The following is a 25,579-nucleotide window of genomic DNA, read 5'->3' on the forward strand; positions in this document are numbered from 1 at the left end:
GCAGGGTTCTCTAGACGGAATGACCCAGCGAGGGTAAACAGATTGAATGTACGCCGCCAGTGGATGGATTGAGTCCACACGGAAGCTAAATAGGTTGAATGTACGCCATCAATAGATAACTTGGTTCCCGACTCCGGTTCCCGCACGGGAGGTTGGTGAACGCCCATGGGTCGAAGGCCGGCCCCGGCCACGCAGCACGGCGTACGGGTCAGACAGCGCGGCGGGCCACTCGAACTTCCCTGGGACTTCTGGCGGTTCTGGGCCGCATCCTCGGTCTCCGGACTCGGCGACGGGCTGATGCTCAGCGCCTTCCCTCTCCTCGCGGTCCACTACACCCGTGACCCGCTCACGGTCTCCGGGATCTCGGCGGCGGCGCAGGCGCCATGGCTGGTGTTCGGACTGTTGGCCGGAGGGCTTGTGGACCGCTGGGACCGGCGGGTGACGATGCTGCGCGCCGACATCGTACGGACCGTCCTCGTCGGTGGCCTGGCCGCGCTGGTGGCCTTCGACGTGGGCGACATCTGGGTGATGCTGGCGGTTCTGTTCCTGCTCGGAACGGCGCAGACCTTCTTCGACAGCGCCGCGCAGGCCGTCATCCCTCGGGTCGCGGGCCGGGAGTCGCTCGTCCGCGCCAACGGTCTTCTGCAGGGCAGTGCGACGGTGCTCGTTCAGTTCGCCGGCCCGGCGGCGGGCGCCGCGCTCTTCGCCACCGCACCGGCGCTACCCCTCACGGTCGACGCGGTCAGCTTCGCGCTCGGCGTCGCGCTGCTGGCCGGCATCTCCGGAACATTCCGTTCTGCGGACACCGCACCCTCCACAGCGGACCGGACATCGGTGCGGTCCTTGCTCGGAAGCGTGGCCGAAGGTCTGCGCTGGTTGCGCGGTGACCGGGTGGTCCGGGTCCTGGCCGCCGCCACGGTTCTGCTGGGGGTGGGCAGCGCAGCGGCCTGGGGCGTGATGGTTCTCCTCGCCGAGGAGCGCCTGAGCCTGGACGGCACGGGATACGGACTGCTCCTGACGAGCAGCGCGGTCGGCAGTGTGATCGGCAGCCTACTGGCCGCGCCACTGGCTCGAAGGCTTCCGACCCGGTTGCTGCTGACCGGGTCCGCCGCAGGCTCCGGCATCGCCTTCGCCGGACTGGCGGCCACCGGTTCGGCGATCATCGGCGCCGTGCTGCTGGCGCTCAACGGGCTCATGGTGGTCGTCTGGAACGTGGTGACGGTGTCGGAACGGCAGGCCCGCATTCCCGACGCGCTCGTCGGCCGGGTGACGGCGGCGTACCGAGTCCTCGCCTGGGGCGGCATGCCGTTCGGCGGCCTGCTCGGCGGCGTTCTCGGCTCCACTCTCGGCCTGCGCCCCGCGGTCCTCGCCGCCGCGCTCCTGCTGGCCTTCGCCGCCGTCCTGGTCACCCTCGGCCTGCCTCGCCCGGTGCGACGGAGAAAAAGTCACCGACGATGCTTCCGGAACCGCGGTCCTCTCGATGGTTAGCGGTTCCAAATCAATGAACACGGAACCTGTCAAGTTCGGAAAAATCCTAAAATAAACAGACCGATTCGCCCTGGAAGTCGCCCGAACGTCGAATAAAAGAAAATTCGATCAGACTCGACGCCCACTCCGGTCACACAGAGGTCTAATTCTGTTACAACCCGAAGAAAGGTAGGTGAACTACGATCACGACCACAAGGTGAAGAAATCGTAATCGACCCGAGTCGCCTGGAGCTAATGCAAGGAAGGCAAGTCAGATGATAGTCAGATGCCAAAGACTGATGAGTTCAACGACCGGAGAGCCTCTAGAATACAGCCCTTACCTTACCATCGGGGCAGAATATGTCGTCCTCTCCATCAGCGTCACCCCCAACGGCTACTGCAGGCTGCGTATCGTAGATGACGACGGCGGATCCCCAGGTCTGTTTGAAGCGGAAATGTTCACCACGAGTTCAGACAGCGTCCCTTCCATATGGGTGAGTCAGATCGAGGACCGGGGAGGGCTCACGATCGGCCCTTCCCGGTGGCTCAAGGAGGGTTTCTGGGAGGCTTACTTCGACGATTCCCCTGCTGAGATGGCAGCCTTTGAAGAGGACAGGGAAATCATAGAGCGGGAGTCCTGGAGGATTTTCCAGTAAAGACTGGGAAGCAGCGCCGTCCGAGGACAAGGCCAACGAGAACCCAGCGGGTCATTCACCGCCGGGCATAGACTGCTCGGTGCTCCGTCCCCGACCCGGGGACGGAGCACTGAGCGAGTCGTTTATGTGGTCGTCTCCCAACGCGGTGCCGCTGCTTATGTCTTTCACGTGGGGGCGCAGCCGAGAATGCCCGATGCAGGGGGTGGGGACGCGACAGCCGCCGAGGTCAGCATAAAATCGACGGAGTGCTCATGGAGGTCTTTCCGGCGCTCTCCAGCCGATCCGTCGAGCAATGGAGGATTTTACTCCCCCGGGGGTTTTCGCGAGTCCCCGAGACGACTTCCGCGAGACGACGAGGTGCGTGGCGGCGACCGTCATCGGCAATGGGATCATCGCCGAGGCGGACTTGTCACCGCCGCCTCTCATGAGGTCGCCGTACCGGTGTCAAACGGCGAGGTGCTCCGGGTCGGGGTGACAGACCGACACCAAGATCAGGCCAATCGAGGACCGGCGAAAGATGCGGGGCCGATCATGGTTGTCGACACATCAGACAAGAAGAACCAGTCCAAGGCGATCGCGAGGCTGAGGCAGATTTATGGACGGTAGTCACGTCGAACCCGTGGAATATGACATCTACCACGTCGTCAGGGAACCTGAGTTCACTGCGCTTTTCCTGCTCGGTGCCGACGATTTGGTGGAGACCGTAGAGGACGTTGATGCCGAGTTGCGACTCCCTGACGGCACCCGGTGGAGTGCGAGTTTCATGACTCTCGGTGCGGTCGAAACGGTGATGAACCGTTGGAGGGAAACCGGTGAGTACGGCGGTGGAGTCTTCTTCCGGTGCTCTGATCTCGTGATCGTTCCCAAGGGTGGAGTGCCGGCCATGGTCGAGGCTTTCCGCGCGATCGTGGCGGATGGCCCACAGGAAACCCTCGGCAATTTGGGGTAGCGCCGGGCCGTTCCATCAGCTCTGGAGGCTCCACCGGCGTACTGTTCGGTGGAGTTTCCAGTCGTTTGGCTACAGAGATCCCGGGGCCGGGCCCGCAAGGGCCGATCTCGTGCGGAAGTGACAGCCGACGATCTCACCGCGACGACGTGAACCGGCTTAACGTTCCAGGTCGGCGGGTTCCCTGGATTTCGGGATGGCCGTGGCCGTATTCGACACGCAGGTCAAAAGGGGAGCGTGCTCCATCACCGTTCACGGTTTCAGCTTGAGCTTCTTTCTTGACGTGCCCGGGAACACGGTGACCAGATGTTCCTCTCCCGTTTTGCCCATCCGTATGTAGGCCCGGAGCCGGTAGTGGCCCTTTCCCGCGATCGCCAGGTTCGGCATCGGGGCGCCCGCGCCCACGTCTCCCCCGTCCGCCTCCGGCACCTTGAGCCAGCCGCTGCGACTGACGACCGGTACCTCGGTGACCTGGTCCCACCCGGCTATCCGCTGTGGTGGTGCGGTACGGAAGGCCTTCACTGTGAGGCACAGATCGATGACGTCTTCGAGGTGTCCTACAAGCACCGCGCTGTCGAACGCCCCGACGAGGGTGTTGTCGTCGTAAAGCCTGTCCGTCGCCTGTTCCGCCGCCTTCTCGACCTCTTCGACCTTCGGGTCGTGGACCAGGTAGCCGTGGTCGCCGTCGGCGAACAGGAAGTATTTGGCCGTGGCCTGGACGACGCCCTTCGTCCGGGGCCACGGGTCGCGGCACTTCGCGTTCTCCTCGGCGACGTAGGCGGCACCCGCGTCCTCCGTCTCCTTGGTCGACTGCAGCAGCTCGGGATTGGTCGCGCCGATGATCTCCGGGCAGATGTAGACGAGGTCCCACGGGTCCACGCCCCAGGCGGGCCGCTCGCTCCCGGCCCGCGTCAGGATCGCCTTCTGCTCATCGCGATCCTTCGTACGGCACAGGGCCCGCCCGTACCCGAGGATTCCCTGGTCCGACAGGCTGTCCGGGAACAGGGATGGCATTCCGTCCGCTGTGATCCGTGCCCGGCACAGGAACACGTCGTCGCGTTCGGTGGGCTTCAGGTCTCCGAAGCTGGGCCGGTCATAACAGTCCATCGACCCGCCGGTGTAGGTGAGATGCGGGGTCTGCTCCGGGTGGATCAGCAGGATGATCGGCAGTACGACCATGGCCGCCACCACGATGCGGACCGCTCGCTGCCGCGTGGGCGGAAGGCCCACCGGCCGGCCCCCAACGGACAGTTCACGAGCGGTCGCCGCGATCCACACGGTGCTGACGAGCTCCAGCACGTCCGTTACAACCGGTGCCACCGGATTGGCGTAGAAGTCCCATCGGAAGAGAACGCTGATCGCGATCATCAGCGCGTAGTCACCGACCGACAACCACCCCGCGATCTGCGTACCACGGCTCCACCGGCCGTCGCGCCGCTGTCCGACGATCGTGATGACGGTCGCCGCCACTCCGCCCAGCATCATGCCGAATCCGAAAACGTTGCCCGACCCGATCTCCGGGAGGTCGAGTTCGTCGAGGAGTTCGTCGGCGATTCCAACCAGCTCGACCGCGAAGATCGCTCCGGCCACCACGCGCAGCATGCGGGATCGCCAGCGGATGACGAGCAGGTAAAGAACGTCGATCGCGGTCCACAGTACGAGCTGGAATGCCACATCGACCGCGTCGGGGAGCATCCCGATCGGAATCCACAGCACGAGGGAGTACGCCACCGCCAGGTACAGCAGCCGGCGCAACACCCTCGTCCGGCGGTCCAGTGGCCCCGGCGCGGGGGTACGCAGGATCAGCCACAGGAGCGCGGCCTTCACCAGGGCGGCCACGAGCAGCGCCACGACTGTCGCGGCGTCGAACTCGCCGTCCACGTAGAACCTCGCGTAGACCGGCGATGTCCATTCGACGGCCGCCCAGAGCCAGGCGTCGCCGAGCACCAGGCCCACGACCGCCGCCACAAGGGACAGGCTTACTAACCCAATCCTGGTGATACGCCAGAAACCATCCGAAAGCACGGAAAGTGATCTTAGTCCGGCACCGCCGTACAGGCGGACGTAACGGAGCGTACGGTTTCACCCCGCTGGCCAGGCTTCGTGGCTTTCGACGAGACGTCGATGACGGTGCGGCTCCGCCCGGGGTGCTGGTCCAGATGGAGACCGGAACCGTTTCTTCCGCCCAGCTCCTGCGGTTCTCCATGGAGCCGGGACGGAAGAGTGACCTCGGGTTTCTCAGTCGCCGAGGGACGAGCCGAACTCCCCGGCCTTCACACCGTTGAGGAAGACGTCCCACTCAGCAGGAGTGAAGAACAACTTCGGGCCCTCAGGGTCCTTCGAGTCACGCACAGCGACCAGATCGGCGTGCCCGGCGCCCTTCAACTCAGCGACCTCAACACAGTTCCCGCCGTTGTTGCCGCTGAGGCTTGACCTACGCCACCGCACCTTGCTCACGTCCATTTTTCCTCTGCCGTTCTCTTGATGAGATCCAACGACATGCTCAGAGGCAACGCCTCTATCCGAATGGCCTCGAACTGCTTGACGGCCGCCGCCACCTCGTCCCGGTCGCCGGTCGTCAACCCGTGAATGGCCGTCTCCAAATACGCTATCTCGACACCGCCCTGCAGGGTGGCGATCGCGAACCCCGCCAGAATGCCCGTGCGCACGCAGCCATGCGGAACGACCTGAACGCTGATCTGAGGACCGGCGATTTCCACCAGATGCTTCAGCTGTTCGTAGACGATTTCCGGGCTGCCCACCAGACGGTGCAGAACCAGTTCGTCGATCACGCATCGGAGGGTGGGCGGCGGAGGGTCCTCGCGGGTCAGGATGGCCTGCCGCTCAAGTCGGGCCGCAGCCGCGATGGCGTCATCCAACAGAGCACGCGCGTAGGCCTCGGTCTGCAGCAGTCCCGGCACGACCATCGGCTCGTATATCCGCAGAGTTACAGCGTTCTGCTCCTTGTCGCGCCACTTTCCGAACCAGGAGGGGAAGACCTGGCCCTTCCGCCAGTCGAGGAGGCGGTGGAGGGCTCCGCCCGTGTCGAGGACCCTGTCGCATGTCTCGGCGAAGTCCGGGCTGGCCGGGAGCTGGCCTGTCCCGACCCCGCTGATCAGGGACTCGCTGAAGTGGATCCGCTCGGCGAGCTGCCCCTGGGTGAGACTCGCGGCCTTCCGGTAGTGACGCAATTCCCTGCCCCATATCGCCTGAGGCGTGTAGAGGTTGACCACGATGCCCCCCCTTGCCGGAATTCAATGACGGCGCCTTGAATCCCAGAGCCCGACCTTGGTAATCATTCTATCACCAAGCGTAGTCACCGCTCGGCATCCTGAACATACAAAACCGAGAGCGGAAGAGAAACCCCATGGAAGAGATTCTCGAAACGAGCGTGGCACCGAGCGAACGTCTCCACTCAATGGATCTGGCCCTCTCCGTGCTGGGCGAGAGGTGGATTCCTCATGAGGCGAGATATGTGGCGTCCGCCCGCCGGTTCGTCCGAGAGATCGCCGTCGACTGGAAAGCGGCCGAAGGCATCCCGGAAATCGCCGAACTCCTCACCTCGGAGATCGTCACCAATGCCGTCGTCCACGCCGCCGCGCGTCCCGTCCAGGTCTCGGTCATGAGAGAGGGCAGGCTGATGGTGGTGGAAGCCTGCGACTTCTCAAGCGCGGTCCCCCAGATCAGGAGCGCGGCCTCCATGGAGGCCTCCGGCAGGGGACTCACCGTCGTCAAGGAGCTCTCCCACGCCTGGGGCTGGCTCCCCAACCCCCACGGCAAATCCGTCTGGTTCGAACTCGTGGCGTGGCCCTGAAGCCAGGAAGGACAGCTTCCACAATAGGCCCGTCGACATCTCAGGACACCACAGCGATATCCTCAACAGTCTCATGAAAAGCGATTCATCATTTTCCACGGTATGGCGAAACTCAGGGGCAGCCACTTTGGGGAAGAAAATCCCCGGTGCGGCCTCGGACACCAGAGCAGGCAGGCGTCACGCCGGGCAGTCGTGGGGGTCGATGCTCTTCCTGGCGCCGGTGACCGTGATCTGGGCGGGGCTTTCCCGCAGTGTGGCGGCGGTCGTGCACACGATCTGTTCGATGGCCAGTCGGGAAAGCTCACCGGCCGGGGTGGACAGGGTCACCACCAGGTGGCCCGCCCGCTTGGTGGTGACCGAGAACGGGGCGGCCCCGGGTGGGACGTCGGTGGTGAGCCCGTCCGACCGTTCCATCACGGTGGGTCCGGCCGCCAGCAGCGCGAGCGTGTCCTTCCGGAACACCGGCCGGTCGCTGGGCCGTGTCACCGCGCTGAGCCTGCCGTCCCTCACCAGGTAGAGGGTGATCTTCCAGCCGGGCGCGACGACTCCGCGCGGCGACTCGCCCGCGTCGATGGCGCCGTCGCTGGGGCGCACACCGCAACCGGCCACGGCGACGAGCGACACGAGACCCGCGGCGAGCGCGCGGCGGGCGATCCCGGCCCTCGCTCGGAACCCCTGTCCCGAGCGGGTGCCCGGCGTGACGGTCCCCGTTCGGGACCCTCGGCCCGGACGTGCGCCCGGTGTGGCAGCCCTCATTCGGGACCTCCTTCCGGGTTGTGTTCTCCACGTGGCAGGCGCAGGGTGAACACGGCGCCGCCGTCGGGAGCGTTGGTGACGGTGATGTCGCCCTGGTGCAGGCGCGCGTTCTCCCTCGCGATGGCCAGGCCCAGGCCGCTGCCCTCGGATCTGGCCCTGGCGGCGCTGGCCTTGTAGAACCGGTCGAACACGTGCGGCAGCACCGCCTCGTCCAGCCCCGGCCCGTGGTCGCGGACCTCGACGGTGATCCAGTGCGGGTCGGCGCGCAGCCGTACCGACACCGGGGGTTCGCCGTGCCGCAGGGCGTTGCCGACCAGGTTCGCGAGGATGACGTCCGCCCTGCGCGGGTCCAGCCGCGCCGTCACCCCGGGTGGGAACTCGGTGCTCACCTGTTCCGACCAGCCCCGGGTGCGCAGGGTCGCGCGTACCAGCTCGGCCACGTCGACCTCGTTCAGCGCGAGGGCCGCGACGCCGGAGTCGAACCTGCTGATCTCGATGAGGTCGTTCACCAGGGCGGTGAGGTTGAGCGTCTCCTGGCTGACCAGCCTGGCGGCTCTGCCCGCGTGTTCGGGCAGTTCGGCCGCCTCCTCGTCCAGGACCTCGGCGACCGCGGTGAGCGCGGCCAGCGGGGTGCGCAGTTCGTGGGAGACGTCGGCCACGAACCGGCGGGCGTCGGCCTCCATCTCACGGAGCTGTTCGACGTGTCGTTCCAGCTCGGCGGCGGTGTCGTTGAACGTGCGTGCCACCTCGGCCAGTTCGTCGGAGCCGCGCACCGCGATCCTGGTCCGCAGCTCGCCCTCGCCCAGCAGCCGCGCCGCCCGGCCGAGTTCGCGCACCGGGCGCAGCACACCACGGGTGGCCAGCGCCGTCAGAACGACCGCGAACGCCAAGGCCACCCCGCCCATGAGCCAGGCGAGCACGGCGAGGTTGTCGATGGCGCGCTGTTCGGAGGCCAGGCTGCGCGCGACGTAGACCTCGATGCCGGACGCCCGGGTCGACCGATCTTCCTCGACGATCAGCAACGGCGTGCCGATGATCAGATAGGGTCCGTCCTCCCACACCACGCGTTGCCACGCGATGACGCCGTCGGCCACCGCCCGCCGCAGCTCGCCGGGGATCGTCCCGGGGGCCAGACCCTGCCTGCACGGGCGGCCGAAGGGCAGGCAGGGCCGGGCGGGGCCGGCGGGCGAGCGTGTCCCGTGGTAGACGGCGACCGCGTCGCTGTTCCTTTCCGCCACGACGCTGACGATCTCGCTGAGTTCGTCCGGGCCCGGCGTCGGGTCCCGCAACGGGAAGAGCGCCTGCAGGCGGTCTCTCATCGCCTCGACCGCGGCGTTCTGGGTCCGCTCCAGGATCTCGTTGCGGGCCACGACGTACATCCCTCCGGCGACCGAGGCCGCGGTGACCACGCACAGCAGCGCGAACGCGGCCAGCAGCCGGGCGCGCAGTCCCAGGTTCAGCCGGAGTGTCACACCGGGCCGAACCGGTACCCGAACCCACGGACCGTCTGCACGTAGACGGGCGCCGCCGAGTCGTCCTCGATCTTCGCGCGCAACCGCTGCACGCACGCGTCCACGAGTCGTGAGTCGCCGAAGTACCCGTGTTCCCACACCGACTCCAGCAGCTGCTGGCGGCTGTGCACCCGGCCCGGTGTGCCGGAGAGTTCGAGCAGCAGGCGCATCTCGGTCGGGGTGAGGCCGACCTGCGTGCCTCGTTTGGAGACCACCAGGGAGGCCCGGTCGATGGTCAGGTCCCCGTACCGCTCAAGTTCGGCCTGGTCGCGGCCGACCCGCCGGAGCACCGCGCGGATGCGCGCTTCGAGCACCCTGGGCTGCACCGGCTTGACCACGTAGTCGTCGGCGCCCGCCTCAAGCCCGGCCACCACGTCGATGTCGTCGCCGCGCGCGGTCAGCATGATGATCGGTATCTCCCTGGCGGCCCGGATGCGGCGGCAGACCTCGAACCCATCCATTCCAGGCAACATCAGGTCGAGCACGACGACGTCGGGAAGGTCCGCGCGCAGCCACTCCAGCCCCTGCTCGCCGGACTCCACCCCGCGCACCCGGTGTCCGTGCCGGGTCAGGGCCAGCTCAAGGCTCTCCCGCACGGCCGGATCGTCCTCGATCAACAGCACTCGTGACACGTTGCCGGGTTTCACCGCACGCTCCGTACCTTGTCCGCCGGTCGACTCCGTCCACTGTCGACCGGCCCTGTCACCGCCCCGTCCGCGCGATGTCTTGGTTGTGTCACGGTCGTGCCGACGATCGCCGTCGAGAAACGGTGACATACGGCAGACAAAGCACACACATTTGGCGCCAATCGTAATCGCCATGAATGAACCACGCACCATCCCCTCTCGGCCCCGAGACCGGCTGTTCGCCGTGGTCACGCTGGTGCTCGCCGTACTCCTGTTGCCCGTGGCGCTCGCCTGCCGTCCTGGCCGCGCCCTCGAACTGGCCTGCCGCTGGGCGCTGCGGATGCGCTTCCCCGCCGAGGATCTGACCGGGCTCACCGACGGCGCCCTGGCGGCGTTCACCGCGGCGCGCACCGAGGCGTTCTGGCGGCACGGCCAGCTCATCGGCCTCACCTCGGGGTACCGCGACCCCGCCGTCCAGCAGCGGATGTTCGACGAGGAGGTGCGTCGCTCCGGCTCCCCGGCCCTGGCCCGGATGCTCGTGCTGCCACCGGCGGAGTCCAGCCACGTCAAGGGCCTCGCGCTGGACGTGCGCCCGCACGAGGGCGCGCGATGGCTTGAGGAACACGGCGCCCGCCACGACCTCTACCGCGTCTACGACAACGAGTGGTGGCACTTCGAGTACCGCCCGGACCGCGAAGGCGTGCCGCCCCGGCGGCTGCCCCATCCCGGCGTGTTCCCCGGATACCGGACGGACGAGCCGTTCGACGTCTGGGGTGACCGGGCTGTCGCGATCTCCGCCGCGGTGCCCTCCCCCCGCAGGCTCGCGCCGGCTTCCTGAGCCCGAGGCCCGGCGTGTCAGAGAACCCACGGCTCATCCAAGAAAGGATCATGATCATGGATTCGGACTCCGTACGCGGTGTCGACCGGCGGCGGCTGCTCAGGTGGGGCGGCCTGGCGGCCGGCGCGCCGCTGGTCGGCGCCCCCCTCAGTCGCCCCTCCCCTTCCCCGTCCACCCGTGACGCTCCCCCGGCCACCCGCGGCGTGGTCCCGCCGGACACCCGACCCGGCGGGGCCTACGACCGGTATGTGGCGAAACTGGCCGCCGAAGGCAGGTTCTCCGGCGTGGTACTGCTGTCGCACCGGGGCCGGACCGTGCTGTCCCGCAGCTACGGCATGGCCGACAGGGAGAAGGGGGTCCGCAACCACAAGGGCGTCGCCTTCAACCTCAGCTCGGCGGGCAAGCCGTTCGGCGCAGTGGCCGTCCTGCAGCTGGTACAGCAGGGCAAGGTGAAACTGTCGGACACGGTGGGCACCTACCTGACGGGTTTCCCCAAGGAGATCGCCGAGCGGGTGACCGTCCACCACCTGCTCTCCGGCACCTCCGGGCTGAGCAGCCCGGAGGAGGACCTGCAGCGTGTCTTCCAGAGCCGGGAGGAGGTGCATGAGTTCTACGAGCAGTGGGCCCGGCGCGCGAAGCAGGTGGCTCCCCCCGGCACTCCCACCGACCACGCCGGGGCCGAGGTCGCCATCCCCGCGCTGATCGTGGAGGCCGTGACCGGCAGGACGTACTGGGACCACGTCGAGGAGCACGTCTTCCGGCGCTGCGGCATGACCGGCACGGCGTTCTTCACCAGGCCGCAGTGGCTCACCGACGGGCACATCGCGCACTCGTACATGCGGCAGGCCGACGGCGGTGTGGTGGACGCCGTCCGCAATCTGGACAAGGGCAGCCCTGACCCGTACCAGCTGGGCAAGAACCCGGGCCGCCTCTTCGTCGACGCCCCCGGGGACGGCGGTTTCGCCACCGCGCCGGATCTTGTCCGGTTCGCGCACGCGCTGGGCGACGGCACCCTGCTGGACCGGCCCCACGCCGAGATCCTCACCGGGGCCAAGGTCCCTCTCGGCAAGGACGCCTTCGGGGCCTACTCGATGCCGGTCGCGATCGTCGGCGGTCAGTGGGTGTTCGGTCGTGCCGGTGTCAATCCCGGCAGCTTCGCCAGCTGGAACATCTATCCGTACACCGGCTGGGTCGGCGTCGTCCTCGGCAACCACGACGGAGCGCCGTTCCAGGAGATCATCCAGCGGGAGATACAGGCCGTCACCGGGGCCTCTCCCGGTGACGGCGAGGGTGGCTGACCCCGGCACCGATAAGTGGGTAGAACCCTCAGGTGATCACGTTGTCGCCCGGTCAGGGGTTGCCGCAGATCGCCGAGCTCGTGCTGGCGCTGGTGCTCTCCTTCGCCATCGGGCTGGAGCGCGAGGCCCGTAACAAGAGCGCCGGGCTGCGCACCCACACGCTCGTCGGCCTGGGCGCGGCGCTGTTCATGCTGGTCAGCAAGTACGGCTTCAGCGACGTGCCCGGAGCGCACGTCTCCCTCGACCCCTCACGGGTGGCCGCGCAGATCGTCTCGGGCATCGGGTTCATCGGAGGCGGCCTGATCTTCGTACGGCGCGACGCCGTACGGGGGCTGACCACCGCCGCGGTCGTGTGGGTCACCGCGGCGGTCGGGATGGCCTGCGGGGGCGGGCTGCCGGTGCTCGCCGTGGCCGTGACCGCCTGCCACTTCCTCACCGTCTACGGCCTCAACGCGCTGGGCCGCAGGTTGCCGCTCTCGCGGCGCGCGCCGATCCAGCTGCGCATCGTCTACCTCGACGGGACCGGGGCGCTGCGCCGGGTGCTGGTGGAGTGCACCCAGCGGGACTTCGTGGTGGCCGAGGTCTCCGTCGAGCGTGAGGTGCCCGGTGAGACGGCGGAGCCGGGACACGACCGCGGCCGTGATCACGGGCGTGACCGTGAGCCACGGCCCCCGCGGCGGACCGTCGCGGTGACGCTCGTCCTGGAGGGCAAGGGGTCGATCCCCGAGCTGACCGCCGCCCTCGGGGAGATGCCCGACGTCGTCGGTGTCAGCTCCCGTGAGGGCGCCTCAAGCACCGACTGAGCCGTCACGCCGGAGCCCGGCGCAGGGCGTGGCGGCCTCTCCGGCGCCCGAAGCACCCGGTCGCCGGATCTCGGCGCCGGGCGTGGGAGACCCCTCCCGCTGGACGGATCACCATCCTGTTCCTCCTCCGCCGGGAGAAACGTCCAGCCCGGGTTGCGTACGGCGGACGGAACGGCACCATGCGGACCGTGGATGACAACAATCTTCTCAATCTCGACGGCCGCAGGTTCGTCATGGTCAGCTCGACCGCGAGCGCCGTCGACCCGGACGGGCCGACCTCGTTCACCTACCAGGAGTCCGACGGCCTCATCTGGGGCGACTACACCGGCGACACCGTGGTCACCGGGCGGTTCGTCGGTGTCCGGGACGGCGACCGGATCGAGCTGACCTACGTGCACCTGCTCAAGAACGGCGAACGCGCGAGCGGCAAAAGCGGAAGCCGGATCGAGCCGCTCACCGACGGGCGGCTGCGCCTGGTCGAGGAGTTCCAGTTCGCCGGGGACGACACGGTGCACGTGAGCGTGTGCGCCGAGGTCGCCTGACCGCCTTCTGACCTCTGGCCGACCGAAAACCGGGTCAGACGTCGCGCTGCAGCTGGGCGCGGCCCTCCGCCGCGCCCACGAAACGCATCTTGCCGAGGGGGACCTCGCCGCCCGCCGGATCGGGGGCCGGGCGGCGGGTCGACCACGCCGGGCCCCGGTCGCTCGGCAGGACGTAGGGCCGCCTGATGACCTCGTCGAGGATGAAGACGGTTTCGGTCGCCTTGACGGCGGGGATGCTGGCCAGCCTTTCGGTCACCATCGTGTGCACGGCGGCCACGTCCGTCATGCGGACCTGGATCATCGCGTCGTGCTGGCCTGTGGTGACCGCGCAGTACTCGACCTCGGGCATGTGGGCGAGCTGGGCGCGGAACTGGCGCCACATCTGCTGCCTGACGGTGACGAAGATCAGCGCTGTGATGCCGAGACCGGCGCGGACGTGGTCGATCTCCGCGGTGAAACGCCTGATCGCGCCGTCGGCGCGCAGCGCCTCGAAACGGGTGTAGGCGTTCGCCCTGGAGATGCCGACACGCTCGGCCAGAGCGGCCACGGAGATCCTGCCGTTCTCCCGCAGTACCTCCAGAATTCTCAGGTGCGTCGCGTCGAGGTCAAGGCCGATACCGATCCGTCCAGCCTGACCGCCATCTGGAGACCCGTTTCTTGACGTTTCGGTCATGATCTTACCCTTCGGGTCGGATTTGTCTCAGCTTACTGCCATGACCTGGACTTTCTGCCTGTCAATCCTGGACGATCGACCACTAAACGTCCACCACGGCCCCTTTTCGGAGGACACAAAAATGGCGATCCGTTCCCGGCGCCCCACGGCGAAGGCGGCGCTGCTGCCGGTGCTGCTCACCGGCGCCCTCGCCCTTGCCGCCTGCTCCAGCGGCGGCTCGTCCACCCCCGCGTCGCAGGGAGGCGGCACCGCCGCCAAGACGCTCGTGGTCGACACGTCCTTCAACCTCAAGACGGCCGACCCGGGGCGCACCTACGAGCCGACCGGTCTGACCGTCGGCAAGGCCGCCTACGACACCCTGCTGACCTTCGACGGCTCCGACGTCACCAAGCCGGTGCCCTCCCTCGCCGACTCCTACGAGCTGTCGGCGGACGGCAAGAAGCTGACCCTCAAGCTCCACCAGGGCGCCACCTTCGCCGACGGCTCCCCCGTCACCGCGGACGACGTCGTCTTCTCCCTCAACCGGGTGCGCGACATGAAGGGCACCCCGTCCTTCCTGCTCGACGGGGTGGAGGTCGCCAAGACCGACGAGACGACGGTCACCCTGACCTCGAAGAACCCCAACCCGGCGCTGCCGTACATCCTGCCCAACCCCGCGCTGGGCGTCATCAACTCCAAGGTCGCCAAGGAGCACGGCGCCACCGCGGACCCCGGCGACAAGGCCGAGCAGTACCTCAACTCCACCTCGCTGGGCTCGGGACCGTACACGATCGAGTCGGTGAACATCAGCAGCCAGGTCGTGCTCAAGGCCAACGCCAAGTACTGGGGCCCGAAGAAGCCGGTCTACGACAAGGTCGTGATCCGTAACGTCGAGTCGGCGACGCAGAAGCTCAACGTCGCGCGCGGTGACAGCCAGGTCGCGCTCGACCTGTCCGGCGACCAGGTCAACGGGCTGCCGGGCACCCTGCAGGTCACCAAGACGCCGTCGGCGAACGTGGTCTTCCTGCTGGCCAACCGGAACTCCTCGGTCAGCGCGATCACCTCCAACCCCAAGTTCGCCGAGGCCGTCCGCAAGGGCATCGACTACACGGGCCTGCTCGAACTGGCCGGTGAGGGCTCGGTGCAGGCGCCGGGCGTCATCCCCTCGATGTTCCTGGGCGCGCTCCCCGCCGACCAGGCCGCCAAGCGCGACGTCGAGGGAGCCAAGGCCGCCCTCAAGGAGAGCGGCGTCACCGACCCCAAGGTCAAGCTGGAGTACCCCAGCGAGCTGACCCTCAACGGCCTGTCCCTGCAGGGCATCGCCGAGCGCATCCAGGCCAACCTCAAGGAGGTCGGCATCACCGTGGACCTGGCCCCCTCGCCGGTCACCACCGCGCTGGACAACTACCGCAACGGCAAGGAGGAGCTCGGCCTGTGGTGGTGGGGTCCGGACTACCCCGACCCCAGCGACTACCTGGTGTTCCTGCCGGGCAAGACCGTCGGCCTGCGGGCCGGTTGGAAGGCGGGCGCGGACAAGGAGATCGAGGCGGCCGGTGACAAGGCCGCGGCCGCGATCGGCGACGACGCCCGCAAGCAGGCCTACGTCGACGTCCAGACGAAGCTGAACGCCTCAAGCCCGTTCATCCCGCTCATCCAGCCGAGCCAGAACATCGTGACGGCCGCCTCCGTCACCGGCATGGAGTTCCACCCGGTCTGGACCATCGATGTCGCCGACCTCGGTGCCAAGTAAGGACCCGGAGGCCACCCCGGAGCGCGACGGCGCCAAGGTGGCCTCCGGCCCGGGGGGCGCCGGTACGGCCGCGCGCCGCCCGGGCCGGGGTGGCGGCCCCAACCCGCTGGTGCGCTTCCTGGTCCGCAGGGTGCTCACCGCGCTGCTGCTGGCCGTGGGCATCACGCTGGTCACCTTCGTCCTGACCAACCTCGTCCCCGGCGACCCGGTGGCGGCCAACCTGGGCCAGCGCGCCCTCGGGGACCCGGCCATCGTGGCGCAGTGGCGGGCCGATCACGGCCTGGACAAGCCGCTCCCTCAGCAGTACCTGCTGCACCTGCAGGGCGTGCTGCAGGGCGACCTGGGCACCAGCCAGCAGAGCCACCGTCCGGTGCTCGACGACCTGGCCGAGGCCGTCCCCGCCACCCTGGAGCTCGCGGGCACCGCGATCCTGATCTCCCTCGTGGCGGGCGTGGCGTTCGGCGTGATCGCGGCGCTGCGCCGTGACCGGCTCTCCGACCACGTGCTGCGCGTCCTCAGCCTGGTCGGCATCTCGGTGCCGACGTTCTGGCTGGCGCTGACGACCTTCTACATCTTCTTCTACCGCCTGCAGATCACCCCGGGCAGCGGCCGGATCGACCCCGGCATGACCGCGCCGCCCCACGTGACCGGCCTGTACACGGTGGACGCCGCGCTGGCCGGGCAGTGGGACGTGTTCTCCTCCGCGATCGGCCACCTGGCCACCCCCGCGCTGGTGCTCGCCCTCTACACGATCGGCCTGCTCACCCGCTTCACCAGGTCGGCGGTGCTGGAGGTGATGGGTCAGGACTACGTGCGCGCCGCGCGGGCCAAGGGCCTGCCCGGCCGGGTGATCCTGTTCCGCTACGTGCTGCGCTCGGCGCTGGTGCCGATCATCACGGTCGCGGGCCTGGCCTTCGGCAGCCTGCTGTCCGGCACCGTCCTGGTCGAGGCGATCTTCGCCTGGCCCGGCGTCGGGCAGTACGCCTACAAGAGCGCGACCGGCCTCGACCTGCCCGCCGTGATGGGCGTCGGCCTGGTCATCGGCGCGGTCTACCTCGTCATCAACCTGATCGTCGACGTGCTGTACGGCGTCATCGACCCCAGAGTGAGACTCACTTGACATCCTCCCCCGCCTGAAGGCGGGGGATTCCAACGGCAACTACCCCACGAGGAGGAGGTCGCGTTGAGGTTCACGGTTCACCGGCCCACCCAACGGTGGGCCTCCCCGTGCGGACACGGCATGCCCTGCCGCGTGGCGAATGTTCCCGGCCGCGTTCACATCGGCGTTGCCGGCGTATCCGCAGGACCGGCACCGGAAGACGGCTTGGCTCTCGCGCGACGTCCGATCCACGATCCCGCACACCGAGCACCGCTGACTCGTGTACGCGGGGTTGACCTTCACAACCCGCCCAGGCGCCTTGTGCTCCAGGCGTTGCACCAGCCAGCCCCAACCTGCCGCCAGAATGCCCCGGTTCAGGGCCGCCTTCTGGCGGACGTTCCCGCCGGGCGCCTCAACCGTGCCCCTGGCGGATCGGGTCATGCCGGCAATCTTCAGGTCTTCGACAGCGATCACATCGAAGCGCCGAGCCAGGTCGGTGGAGGTCTTCTCCACCCAGTCCCTGCGGCGGTCCGTCTCGCGGGCCTTCAGCTTCGCGATCGCAGCCTTAACCTTGCCACGCCGGTTCGAGCCCCGTTTCGCCCGGGCCAGTTTCCGCTGGAGACGCCGAAGCCGGGTTTTCTCCGCCTCACGCGGGGTCGGCACGTTCAACAGCTCGCCCGTGGACAGCGCCGCGCTGACCGCGACACCCCGGTCCACGCCGACGACCTCCCCCGTGCTCGGCGCAGGGATCGGCTCCGGGATCACGGCGAACGCCACATGCCAGCGGCCCGCTCGGTCCCGGGTAATCCGGTAGGACTTCACACCGTCCAGGACGGCACGCGACCAGCCAAACCGCACCCAGCCAACCTTCGGGACCCTCACCTCGCCCACGTTGCGCGACAGGCGGCGCACATGGCCCGCTTTGACGGCGACGATCCGGAACCCTTCACTCCGCCCGCGCCTGCGCCACGTCGGCCGACGGTGGGTCATGCCGAAGAATTTCGCCATGGCCTGCGCGAAGTCCTTCAGCGCCTGCTGCTGAACGATGATCGACCCGCCACGCAGCCACTCGTGCTCGGCGCGTGCCTCGGTCAGCTGGCGGCACTGTTCGGCGAAACCCGGCGCGGACGTGCGTCCCGGCCTCCAGTGGGCGTGCTGCTCGACGGCCAGATTCCACACGTATCGGGCATGCCCGCAATGCTCCAGCAGCGCCTGCTCCTGAGCAGGCGTGGGCCGGAGCCGATAGCGGGACACGCCCCCGAACCTACCGAACGCCACCGACAAAACCAGGAGACCGAAGTGCCCGACCGTGCCGCGTTTCCTCCCCGCCCTGAAACACGGGGCATCCACGCTGTAGGAGCACGGTGAAACTCCCCCAAGCCTGGCGGCAGCCGCTGGCGATCGTCGGCGGGGTTGTGGCGCTCGCCTGGATCGTGATCACGGTGGCCGCCCCGCTGCTGGCGCCGCACGACCCGCTCGCTCAGGACCTGCCCAGGCTGGCCCCGCCCGGCCCCGGGCACTGGTTCGGCACCGACCAGCTCGGCCGCGACATCCTGAGCAGGGTCATGTACGGCGCGCGCCTGTCGATCCCGCTGACGCTGCTGCTGGTCACGCTCTCGGTGCTGGTCGGTGGCCTGCTCGGCGCCTGCGCCGGATATTTCGGTAAATGGGCTGATGAGACGATCATGCGGTTCGCCGACCTCGTCTTCGCCTTCCCCACCGTCATCCTGGCCATGGTCGTCGCCGCCGCGCTCGGCGCGAGCCTGGCCAACGCCGTGCTCGCCGTACTCGTCGTCGCCTGGCCCTCCTACGCCAGGGTGACCCGCGGACTGGTGCTCGGCGTGCGCGGGCGGGAGTTCGTGATCAGCGGGCGGCTGCTGGGCTTCTCCGCCTGGCGCTCCCTGCGCGTCGACGTGCTGCCGAACATCACCGGCCCGATCCTGGTCCTCGCGACCCTCGACATCGGCACCGCGCTGCTGCTGCTGAGCGGCCTGTCCTTCCTCGGGCTCGGCGCCAAGCCGCCCTCCCCCGAGTGGGGCGCCATGGTCGCCTCCGGCGTGGAGGTCTTCGACAGCTGGTGGGTGGCGACCTTCCCGGGCCTGGCCATCCTGACCGTCGTCCTGGCCTTCAACTTCCTCGGCGACACGCTGCGCGACGCCCTGGACCCCCGTACGGCCCGCGCCATCAAGGAGCGTGCGCTATGACCCTCACCATCTCCGGTCTGAAGGTCGCCGTCGGCGACCGGGAGATCCTGCGGGGCGTCGACCTCGACCTGCAGCCGGGGCGTGTGCACGGCCTGGCGGGCGAGAGCGGCTCGGGCAAGACGATGACCGGCCTGGCCGTGCTCGGCCTGCTCCCGCACGGCGCCAGGGCCACCGGCCGGATCGCCCTCGGCGAGCGCGACCTGCTGGGCATGTCGGCCAAGGAGCTCAACACGGTACGCGGCGGCGAGGTCGCCATGGTCTTCCAGGACCCGGCGACGAGCATGCACCCGATGCTGTCGATCGGCCGCCAGCTCACCGAGCACATGCGTCACCACCTGCGCCTGGACAGGAAGCAGGCCAGGGCCAGGGCGATCGAACTGCTCGGGCAGGTGCGCATCCCCGGCCCGGAGTCGGCGATCGACCGCTACCCGCACCAGTTCTCCGGCGGCATGCGCCAGCGCATCGCGATCGCCATCGCGCTGGCCTGCTCGCCCAAGGTGCTCATCGCCGACGAACCGACGACCGCCCTCGACGTGACGGTCCAGGCCGGGGTGCTGCGGCTGCTGCGCGGCCTCTGCGACGACCTGGGGCTGGCCGTACTGCTCGTCACCCACGACCTCGGCGTGATGTCGGCGGTCGCCGACGAGGTGAGCGTGATGAAGGAGGGCCTGGTCGTCGAGACGGGCCCGCGCGGGCGGGTGCTTCGCGATCCCGAGCACCCCTACACCCGTGCCCTGCTGGACTCGCTGCCCGGGGAGAAGGCATGACGGAGAGCACGACGCTGCTGACCGTGGACGACCTGGTCGTCGAACACCGCACCCCCGGCCGTCCCCTGGTCCGTGCCGTGGCCGGGGCGAGCCTGAGCGTCGCGGCGGGCGAGGTCGTCGGCCTGGTCGGGGAGTCCGGCTGCGGCAAGTCGACACTGGCCCGCGCGGTGTGCGGGCTCAACCCCGTGACCTCGGGGTCGATCACCTTCGACGGCCACCGGGTGACCCCGCTGGGACTGCGCCGCAGGAACCCGGCGCTGTCCGGCATCCAGATGGTCTTCCAGGACCCCTACTCGTCGCTGAACCCCCGGCGCCGGGTCGGCGCCCAGATCGCCGACGGCCTGCGCACCGGGCGCGACACCGCCTCCTCCCCCGCCGACATGCTCGAACGGGTCGGGCTGCCCCGCGACTTCGCCGGGCGGCACCCGCACGAGTTCTCCGGCGGGCAGCGGCAGCGGATCGCGATCGCCAGGGCCCTGGCCGCCAGGCCGTCCCTGCTGATCGGCGACGAGCCCATCTCCGCCCTCGACGCCTCGGCGCAGGCGCAGGTGGCCAGGCTGATGCGCGATCTCGCGGTCTCCTCGGGCGCGGGCCTGCTGTTCATCAGTCACGACCTGTCGGTGGTACGGCTGATCGCCGACCGGATCGCGGTGATGTACCTCGGGAAGATCGTGGAGGTGGGCCGTACCGAGGAGGTGTGGAACGACCCCCGCCACCCCTACACCCGGGCCCTGCTGAGCGCCATCCCCGCCCCCGACGGCGCGGGCACGCTGCCCGCGGAGCTGCCCGGTGACGTGCCCGACCCGGCCGCCCCGCCGCCGGGGTGCCGCTTCCATCCGCGCTGCCCGGTGGCGATGGACGTGTGCCGGGAGCGCGAACCGGCCTTCGGACCGGTCGCCTGCTGGCTGCACGAGCCCGCGTGACCGCCGCATGATCGACGAGGTGCGGCTCAGGATGGCCGAGGAGGGGATCGACGCCCTGGTGCTGCGCCCCTCCCCCGACTTCCGCTATCTGGGCGGCCAGGGCGACGGATACCTCGTCCTGACCCATGACCGTCCGCCCACCGCCGCGGCGGAGCCGCTGGAGGCCGCGGCGCTCATCCCGCCCTCGGCGCGCCGCGTCGGCGTGGACCCGGAGATGCGCGCGTGGGAGCTGTTCTCCCTGCGCGTCGAGGCCGAGGTCGTGCTGGCCTCGGCCGTGCTGGCCCCGCTCAGGTCGCGCAGAGGTCCCGCCGAGGTCGCGGCGACGGAACGCGCGGCCTCGGCGGCGGACGCCGTCCTGCTCATGGCCCGCGAGCTGGCGTGGTTCGGCACCACCGAGCGAGCGATGGCGCGCAGGCTGTGGGCCATGATGGTCGAGACGGGGTGCGAGGAGGTGCTGTCGGTGCTCGTCGCCGCCGGTGAGCACACCGCCCTGCCCCGGCACGTGCCGTGCGACCGGGTGATCAACCCGGGCGACGCGCTGCTGGTCTCGGTCTGCGGCAGGTGGGGCGGCTACTGCTCCGAGGTGGCCCGCGTGTTCGCGGTCGCCGAGCCGCCGGAGGACTTCGAGGCGATGTACTCGGTCGTCCTCGCCGCGCAACACGCCGCCCTGGACGCGCTGCGGCCCGGCGTGACGGCGGCGGAGGTCGGGCGGATCGCGCGGGAGGTGATCGAGGGCAGCGGCTACGGCAACTACGCCGGGCCACGCCCAGGACGAGGCGTCGGCCTCGGCCCCGACGAGGCCCCCTGGCTCGTCCCCGGCGACGAGACCGTACTGACCTCCGGCATGACGGTGTGCCTGGAGCCGTCGATCTACCTGCCGGAGCTGTTCGGCGCGAGGGTGGCCGACATCGCGGTCTGCGCCCCCCAGGGCGCCACCCGCCTCACCACGACCTCCCCGGCCTTCTACGTCATCGACCACTGACCCTCCTGCCGGAGGAGGACGCCGTGGGTCATGGCCCGCCACCGTGGCGGGCCATGACCGGCCCCCGTCCTCGTGTCACCACGTCCCTCGTCCGGCGGCCTCCCTGGAGATCCCGCCCGGCCGGGACGACCGGGAGCGGGATCTCACCGCCTTTCTCCGGAGTGGTTCCGGAGGGGCCCCGCGCCTTCGGTTCAGCAGATGTTCGCGCCGTCGAATGTGCGGCCGCCCCGCGCGACCTTGCTGCTGATGGTCCCGCCCGGCCTCACGGTCTGGCAGGAGCCGTCCGCGCCGTGCGCCCACACGATCTTGAGGTTGAGGGTACGGCCTCTGCAGTCGTTGCGGGCGTAGCCGGTCTTGGTGATCCTGCCTGTCTTCTGCCAGACGGTGACGCAGGAGGGCGCGTTGCCCAGCACCTGCGCGGTCACGCCTGCCGGCTGGGCGGCGGACTGGGCCTGCGCCGCCGGAACGGCCGCCAGGCTCAGCCCGGCCGCGGCGAACAGTGCCAGCGCGGACGCGCTCAGTTTGCTCATGAGTCCTCCTGAAGAGATTCGTACCGGTTGTGGTGGAATGACGGGAAAACCGTCGTTGCCACGCTTTCTTGGCTTGTTCGGCGATTCGAAATATCCGCGACCGCCCCCGGGGCCGTATAAACCGAACGCCTCCGGCAATTCCGGATTTTCCGGCTGCCCGAAAACGAAGAAAGCAGGGAGTTCCAACGCAGCGCTCCGTCGTGCGGTGAGGCGCCCTCGATCCCCGTAAGGACAGTTCGGTGGTCCCCGTCGAACTTCACCCGAGGGGAGGAGAGGACGATCCGGTGAAGGGATCTTCCGCGCGGAGCGCCGGCGGTGGCGTCCGTCCTTGGCCGGACCACCGCCGATGTCACGGTCACCGTGAGCGGTTCTCGCCGCGAGATTCAGGCCACGGGCATTCTCCTTTCGCGATCCACGACTTCTCGCCTCTTTCCGCCGTCCGGCGTGCGAACCGGACGACTCCCACCGTGGCGGAGACCGTCCTCACGGCGTCATCGCGCCGTCATCACGGCGTCCTTCGAAATCACTCCCGGCCGCTAATTGGCCAGATAGCATCGGTTTTGGGGGGAAATCATTGAGATGAAATTTCTCGTACTCGGGACATTGGAAGTCTGGGACGGCCAGAACAGGGTGACCCTGCCCAGCACCCGGCACCAGCGGGTGCTCGCGATGCTGCTGCTGACGCCCGGCGCCGTGGTACCGGTGTCGAAGCTGGTCGAGGCGACCTGGGACGACGAGCCGCCCGCGACGGCGACCAAGCAGATCCAGAACTGTGTCTCGGCGTTGCGGGGGCGTCTCGGGGACACCGAATGCCAGGTCATCGCCACCGACGGCCGGGGATACCGCGTGGCCGTGACCGAGGACCAACTGGACCTGCTCTGCTTCACCCGCCGGATCGCCACCGCGCGTGTGCTCGCGGCGGCCGGCGAGCCGGCGGAGGCCGTACTGGAGATGCGCTCGGCGCTGCGGCTGTGGCGCGGCCCCGCGCTCGACGGCCTGGGCACCGCCGCGCTGACCGCCCGCGCCAGGCGGCTCGACGAGCAGCGGCTCGACGCGCTCGAACAGTGCGTGGACTGGCAACTGGCGCTGGGTGAGCACCGCGAGGTCGCGGACGAGCTGGTGGAACTCGTCACCGAGCACCCGCTGCGGGAAAGGCCGCACGCGCAACTGATGCTCGCGTTGACCCGCTGCGGCAGGCAGGCCGAGGCGATAGAGGTGTTCCACCGGCTGCGGGAAAGGCTCGCCGAGGAACTCGGCGTCGACCCCGGGGCCGAGGTCCGTGAGCTGTACGAACGTGTCCTGCGCGGCGAGGTGGACCTCTCCCCGCCCGTATCCGCCGTGCGGGAGCCGGGATCCGCGCCGACTCCGCGACCGGGGCCCGCCGCCCCGGAGCCGCCCCGTCTCGACCGGGCGGTGCAGGAGCTGGTCATGGTGATCACCCGGCAGTGGACGGCCGAGGCCGAGGTGCGCTCGCTGAACCGGCCGGAACCGGTGCCGCTGAGATGGTCGGAGACCAGGCGTCAGGTGGCGGCGGTGGCCGCCGCACCGCCGTACGGCCGATCGGCCGAGGACCCGGACCGGCCGATGCCGAGCGGTGGCCTCACCGACCTGCTCGCCAGGTTCCGGCAGGTGCCCACGCGCCAACTGGTGGTGCTGGGCGGCCCCGGCGCGGGCAAGTCGGTGCTGGCGATCCTGTTCACCCTCGGTCTGCTCGCGGACCACCGGCCCGGCGAGCCGGTGCCGGTGCTGTTCTCGCTGGCCTCGTGGAACCCGCACCGGGAGCACATACACCGCTGGCTCGCCCGCATGCTCGTCCAGGAGTACCCCGGGCTGGCGAACACCGCCGTCTACGGACGGGACGCGGCGACGCGGCTGGTGGTCGAGAACCGGGTCCTGCCCGTGCTCGACGGCCTCGACGAGATACCGCCCGGCCTGCGCGCGGCGGCCATCGACGCCCTCGACAGGGCCGTGGCGGGTGACCGGCCTCTGGTGGTGACCTGCCGTAGCGAGGAGTACGAGCTGGCGGCGGACCAGGGGGGCGCGATCCTCGCGCGCGCGGCGGTCGTGGAGATCGAGCCCGTCGCCCTCGAAGACGCCGTCGACTTCCTCACCGCGCGCAGGCGGGTGGGTGAGGAGCGCTGGCAGCCCGTGATCGACCACCTGCGGCGGCACCCGGGCAGCGCGCTCGCCCAGTCACTGCGCACCCCCCTGATGATCGATCTCGCCCGTACGGCCTACGCCCACCCGTCGACCGTGCCCGCCGAGCTGTGCGACCCGGCCCGGTTCGGCGATCGGGCCGCGATAGAGGGGCACCTGCTGGACGCCTACCTACCGGCCGTCTACGCGTCCTGGCCGGAGCCGCCCCTGCGGCACGAGCGGCCCGTGCCCGCGCGTGCCTACGACGTCGACCACGCCGAACGGTGGCTGGCCTTCCTCGCCCGGCACCTGAACCGGACCCGCACCCACGACCTCGCCTGGTGGCGGCTCGACCGCGCCGTGCCGAGGCCCGTCGGCGGCCTGCTGCTCGGCATGCCCGCCGCCCTGCTGTTCTGGATCACCGGGTGGCTCGCGGGCGGCCCGCTGATCGGACTGGTCTACGGGCTGTTCTTCGCGGCGGCGGGCTGCGGCGTCCACACGCTGGGGCGGCGTCCGGGGCCGCTGCGGGTGGAGCTGCACTTTCGCAGCACCGCGACGAGATTCCTGGGGCGCTTCGGGATCGGAGTGGTGATCGGGGTCAGCCTCGGCCTCGGCTGGTCGTTGTCCGCGGAGATGATCGGCCTGCTCGCCACCGTCTTCGGTCTCGGCGTCGGCCTGCACGTCTGGCTGGCCACCCCGGTCGACGTCAACCGCGTTTCCAGCCCGCCCCTCGTGCTGCGCAACGACCGCATCGCCACCTGGGCGTTCACCCTGTCCTTCATGGCGTCGCTGGGGCTGTTCTACACCGTGGCCTTCGCCTTCACGCGCGAGATCCGGTTCGTCCCCGTCCTGGGGGGAACCTTCGACCTCGGACTCGCCTGCGCCGCAGGCCTGGCGTCGGGACTGCTGGGCCGTTTCCTGCTGGGCAACCTCGGCGGTGCGGCGTACGGGCTCGCCGGAACCGTGGTCGGCGGACTGATCTTTTCCCGCGCGCCCAGCCTCGCCAACGCCCTGACGGTGGGCGCGCTGTTCGGCCTCGCGGGGGGACTCACGGTCGGCCTTGCCCGCGCGTGGGGCGCCTTCACCGTCGTCCGGCTCTGGCTGGCCGCCCGGGGGCACATCCCGCTCCACCTCATGCGCTTCCTCGACGACGCGCACCGGCGGGGGGTGTTGCGCCAGGTGGGCGCGGTGTACCAGTTCCGGCACGCCCGTCTGGAGGAACGCCTGGCGGCCAGGTGCGGCGTCCCGCCGACGAGCCGCGGCCGAGGCGGCTGAGGAT

The 25,579-nt window shown here is 69.4% G+C and carries 24 protein-coding genes; 15 read left to right on the forward strand and 9 right to left on the reverse strand.

All coding sequences use genetic code 11. The features are described from left to right. Window positions 1-165 precede the first annotated feature (165 nt). From ABZ463_RS14850 to ABZ463_RS14860, 3 genes are all read left to right on the forward strand, one after another. Entirely contained in the window at window positions 166-1,488 is a 1,323-nt protein-coding gene (locus ABZ463_RS14850) for an MFS transporter (RefSeq protein ID WP_362776314.1), read from the forward strand. 278 nt (window positions 1,489-1,766) lie between these two features. Continuing rightward, a complete protein-coding gene (locus ABZ463_RS14855; RefSeq protein WP_362776316.1) occupies window positions 1,767-2,123 on the forward strand; it encodes a hypothetical protein in 357 nt (118 codons plus the stop codon). A 619-nt stretch (window positions 2,124-2,742) separates the two neighbouring features. Continuing rightward, window positions 2,743-3,072 carry a hypothetical protein gene (locus ABZ463_RS14860; protein ID WP_362776318.1) on the forward strand — a complete coding sequence of 110 codons (330 nt, stop codon included), beginning with the start codon at window positions 2,743-2,745 and terminating at the stop codon, window positions 3,070-3,072. Window positions 3,073-3,321: 249 nt separating this feature from the next. On the opposite strand, the gene ABZ463_RS14865 is transcribed toward ABZ463_RS14860, so the two are convergent. The 3 genes from ABZ463_RS14865 to ABZ463_RS14875 form a co-directional block, all read right to left on the reverse strand. Beyond that, on the reverse strand, window positions 3,322-5,037 hold the full coding sequence (locus tag ABZ463_RS14865) for a hypothetical protein (RefSeq protein ID WP_362776320.1): 1,716 nt from the start codon (window positions 5,035-5,037) through the stop codon (window positions 3,322-3,324). A gap of 270 nt (window positions 5,038-5,307) precedes the next feature. Further along, on the reverse strand, window positions 5,308-5,532 hold the full coding sequence (locus ABZ463_RS14870; RefSeq protein ID WP_362776322.1) for a DUF397 domain-containing protein: 225 nt from the start codon (window positions 5,530-5,532) through the stop codon (window positions 5,308-5,310). Beyond that, window positions 5,523-6,302 (reverse strand): helix-turn-helix transcriptional regulator, encoded by a 780-nt coding sequence (locus tag ABZ463_RS14875; protein WP_362776324.1) that lies wholly within the window; start codon window positions 6,300-6,302, stop codon window positions 5,523-5,525. The genes ABZ463_RS14870 and ABZ463_RS14875 overlap by 10 nt, the downstream gene beginning before the upstream one ends. 134 nt (window positions 6,303-6,436) lie before the next feature. Between ABZ463_RS14875 and ABZ463_RS14880 the strand changes: the two genes are divergently transcribed. Beyond that, on the forward strand, window positions 6,437-6,883 hold the full coding sequence (locus tag ABZ463_RS14880; RefSeq protein ID WP_362776326.1) for an ATP-binding protein: 447 nt from the start codon (window positions 6,437-6,439) through the stop codon (window positions 6,881-6,883). A 177-nt stretch (window positions 6,884-7,060) separates the two neighbouring features. Here the strand turns inward: ABZ463_RS14880 and ABZ463_RS14885 are convergent, their stop codons facing one another. From ABZ463_RS14885 to ABZ463_RS14895, 3 genes are read right to left on the reverse strand one after another with little or no spacing between them, the layout of a single operon-like run. After that, window positions 7,061-7,639, reverse strand: coding sequence for a GerMN domain-containing protein (locus tag ABZ463_RS14885; RefSeq protein ID WP_362776328.1), 579 nt, complete (start codon window positions 7,637-7,639; stop codon window positions 7,061-7,063). After that, window positions 7,636-9,111, reverse strand: a complete 1,476-nt coding sequence (locus ABZ463_RS14890) for a HAMP domain-containing sensor histidine kinase (protein ID WP_362776330.1) — start codon at window positions 9,109-9,111, stop codon at window positions 7,636-7,638. Before ABZ463_RS14890 ends, ABZ463_RS14885 begins: the two co-directional genes overlap by 4 nt. Next, on the reverse strand, window positions 9,108-9,782 hold the full coding sequence (locus tag ABZ463_RS14895) for a response regulator transcription factor (RefSeq protein ID WP_352012080.1): 675 nt from the start codon (window positions 9,780-9,782) through the stop codon (window positions 9,108-9,110). Before ABZ463_RS14895 ends, ABZ463_RS14890 begins: the two co-directional genes overlap by 4 nt. A 187-nt stretch (window positions 9,783-9,969) precedes the next feature. Here ABZ463_RS14895 and vanY-N point away from each other — a divergent pair, with 187 nt between their 5' ends. From vanY-N to ABZ463_RS14915, 4 genes are all read left to right on the forward strand, one after another. Further along, window positions 9,970-10,614 carry a D,D-peptidase/D,D-carboxypeptidase VanY-N gene (vanY-N, locus tag ABZ463_RS14900; protein WP_362776332.1) on the forward strand — a complete coding sequence of 215 codons (645 nt, stop codon included), beginning with the start codon at window positions 9,970-9,972 and terminating at the stop codon, window positions 10,612-10,614. A gap of 56 nt (window positions 10,615-10,670) precedes the next feature. Next, the gene (locus ABZ463_RS14905) at window positions 10,671-11,912 is read left to right on the forward strand and encodes a serine hydrolase domain-containing protein (RefSeq protein ID WP_362776334.1); all 1,242 of its coding nucleotides are present in this window, start codon (window positions 10,671-10,673) and stop codon (window positions 11,910-11,912) included. A gap of 32 nt (window positions 11,913-11,944) precedes the next feature. Then, a complete protein-coding gene (locus tag ABZ463_RS14910) occupies window positions 11,945-12,715 on the forward strand; it encodes an MgtC/SapB family protein (protein ID WP_362776336.1) in 771 nt (256 codons plus the stop codon). Window positions 12,716-12,903: 188 nt separating this feature from the next. Next, window positions 12,904-13,257, forward strand: coding sequence for a hypothetical protein (locus ABZ463_RS14915; protein ID WP_362776338.1), 354 nt, complete (start codon window positions 12,904-12,906; stop codon window positions 13,255-13,257). A gap of 34 nt (window positions 13,258-13,291) precedes the next feature. Here the strand turns inward: ABZ463_RS14915 and ABZ463_RS14920 are convergent, their stop codons facing one another. Beyond that, window positions 13,292-13,930: an Lrp/AsnC family transcriptional regulator gene (locus ABZ463_RS14920; protein ID WP_362776340.1), complete on the reverse strand. Its 639-nt coding sequence runs from the start codon at window positions 13,928-13,930 to the stop codon at window positions 13,292-13,294. A gap of 121 nt (window positions 13,931-14,051) precedes the next feature. Here ABZ463_RS14920 and ABZ463_RS14925 point away from each other — a divergent pair, with 121 nt between their 5' ends. Both ABZ463_RS14925 and ABZ463_RS14930 read left to right on the forward strand, forming a co-directional pair. Further along, window positions 14,052-15,659 carry an ABC transporter substrate-binding protein gene (locus tag ABZ463_RS14925; RefSeq protein ID WP_362776342.1) on the forward strand — a complete coding sequence of 536 codons (1,608 nt, stop codon included), beginning with the start codon at window positions 14,052-14,054 and terminating at the stop codon, window positions 15,657-15,659. Continuing rightward, window positions 15,634-16,779: an ABC transporter permease gene (locus ABZ463_RS14930; protein WP_352011768.1), complete on the forward strand. Its 1,146-nt coding sequence runs from the start codon at window positions 15,634-15,636 to the stop codon at window positions 16,777-16,779. The genes ABZ463_RS14925 and ABZ463_RS14930 overlap by 26 nt, the downstream gene beginning before the upstream one ends. 39 nt (window positions 16,780-16,818) lie before the next feature. On the opposite strand, the gene ABZ463_RS14935 is transcribed toward ABZ463_RS14930, so the two are convergent. After that, the gene (locus tag ABZ463_RS14935; protein ID WP_362776345.1) at window positions 16,819-18,012 is read right to left on the reverse strand and encodes a transposase; all 1,194 of its coding nucleotides are present in this window, start codon (window positions 18,010-18,012) and stop codon (window positions 16,819-16,821) included. A gap of 110 nt (window positions 18,013-18,122) precedes the next feature. On the opposite strand from ABZ463_RS14935, the gene ABZ463_RS14940 reads away from it, so the two are divergent. From ABZ463_RS14940 to ABZ463_RS14955, 4 genes are read left to right on the forward strand one after another with little or no spacing between them, the layout of a single operon-like run. Then, entirely contained in the window at window positions 18,123-18,962 is an 840-nt protein-coding gene (locus ABZ463_RS14940) for an ABC transporter permease (protein WP_352011767.1), read from the forward strand. Beyond that, window positions 18,959-19,729 (forward strand): ABC transporter ATP-binding protein, encoded by a 771-nt coding sequence (locus ABZ463_RS14945; RefSeq protein WP_352011766.1) that lies wholly within the window; start codon window positions 18,959-18,961, stop codon window positions 19,727-19,729. The genes ABZ463_RS14940 and ABZ463_RS14945 overlap by 4 nt, the downstream gene beginning before the upstream one ends. Next, a complete protein-coding gene (locus tag ABZ463_RS14950) occupies window positions 19,726-20,652 on the forward strand; it encodes an ABC transporter ATP-binding protein (RefSeq protein ID WP_352011765.1) in 927 nt (308 codons plus the stop codon). Before ABZ463_RS14945 ends, ABZ463_RS14950 begins: the two co-directional genes overlap by 4 nt. Before the next feature lie 7 nt (window positions 20,653-20,659). Beyond that, window positions 20,660-21,634, forward strand: a complete 975-nt coding sequence (locus ABZ463_RS14955; RefSeq protein WP_362776348.1) for a M24 family metallopeptidase — start codon at window positions 20,660-20,662, stop codon at window positions 21,632-21,634. Window positions 21,635-21,825: 191 nt separating this feature from the next. On the opposite strand, the gene ABZ463_RS14960 is transcribed toward ABZ463_RS14955, so the two are convergent. Then, window positions 21,826-22,164, reverse strand: a complete 339-nt coding sequence (locus tag ABZ463_RS14960) for a hypothetical protein (RefSeq protein WP_352011763.1) — start codon at window positions 22,162-22,164, stop codon at window positions 21,826-21,828. Between the two features lie 579 nt (window positions 22,165-22,743). On the opposite strand from ABZ463_RS14960, the gene ABZ463_RS14965 reads away from it, so the two are divergent. Beyond that, window positions 22,744-25,575 carry a BTAD domain-containing putative transcriptional regulator gene (locus ABZ463_RS14965; RefSeq protein WP_362776351.1) on the forward strand — a complete coding sequence of 944 codons (2,832 nt, stop codon included), beginning with the start codon at window positions 22,744-22,746 and terminating at the stop codon, window positions 25,573-25,575. Window positions 25,576-25,579: the final 4 nt, after the last annotated feature.

Origin of the sequence: Streptosporangium sp. NPDC020145 (genome assembly GCF_040631275.1) — a bacterium.
Classification (GTDB): Bacteria; Actinomycetota; Actinomycetes; order Streptosporangiales; family Streptosporangiaceae; genus Streptosporangium.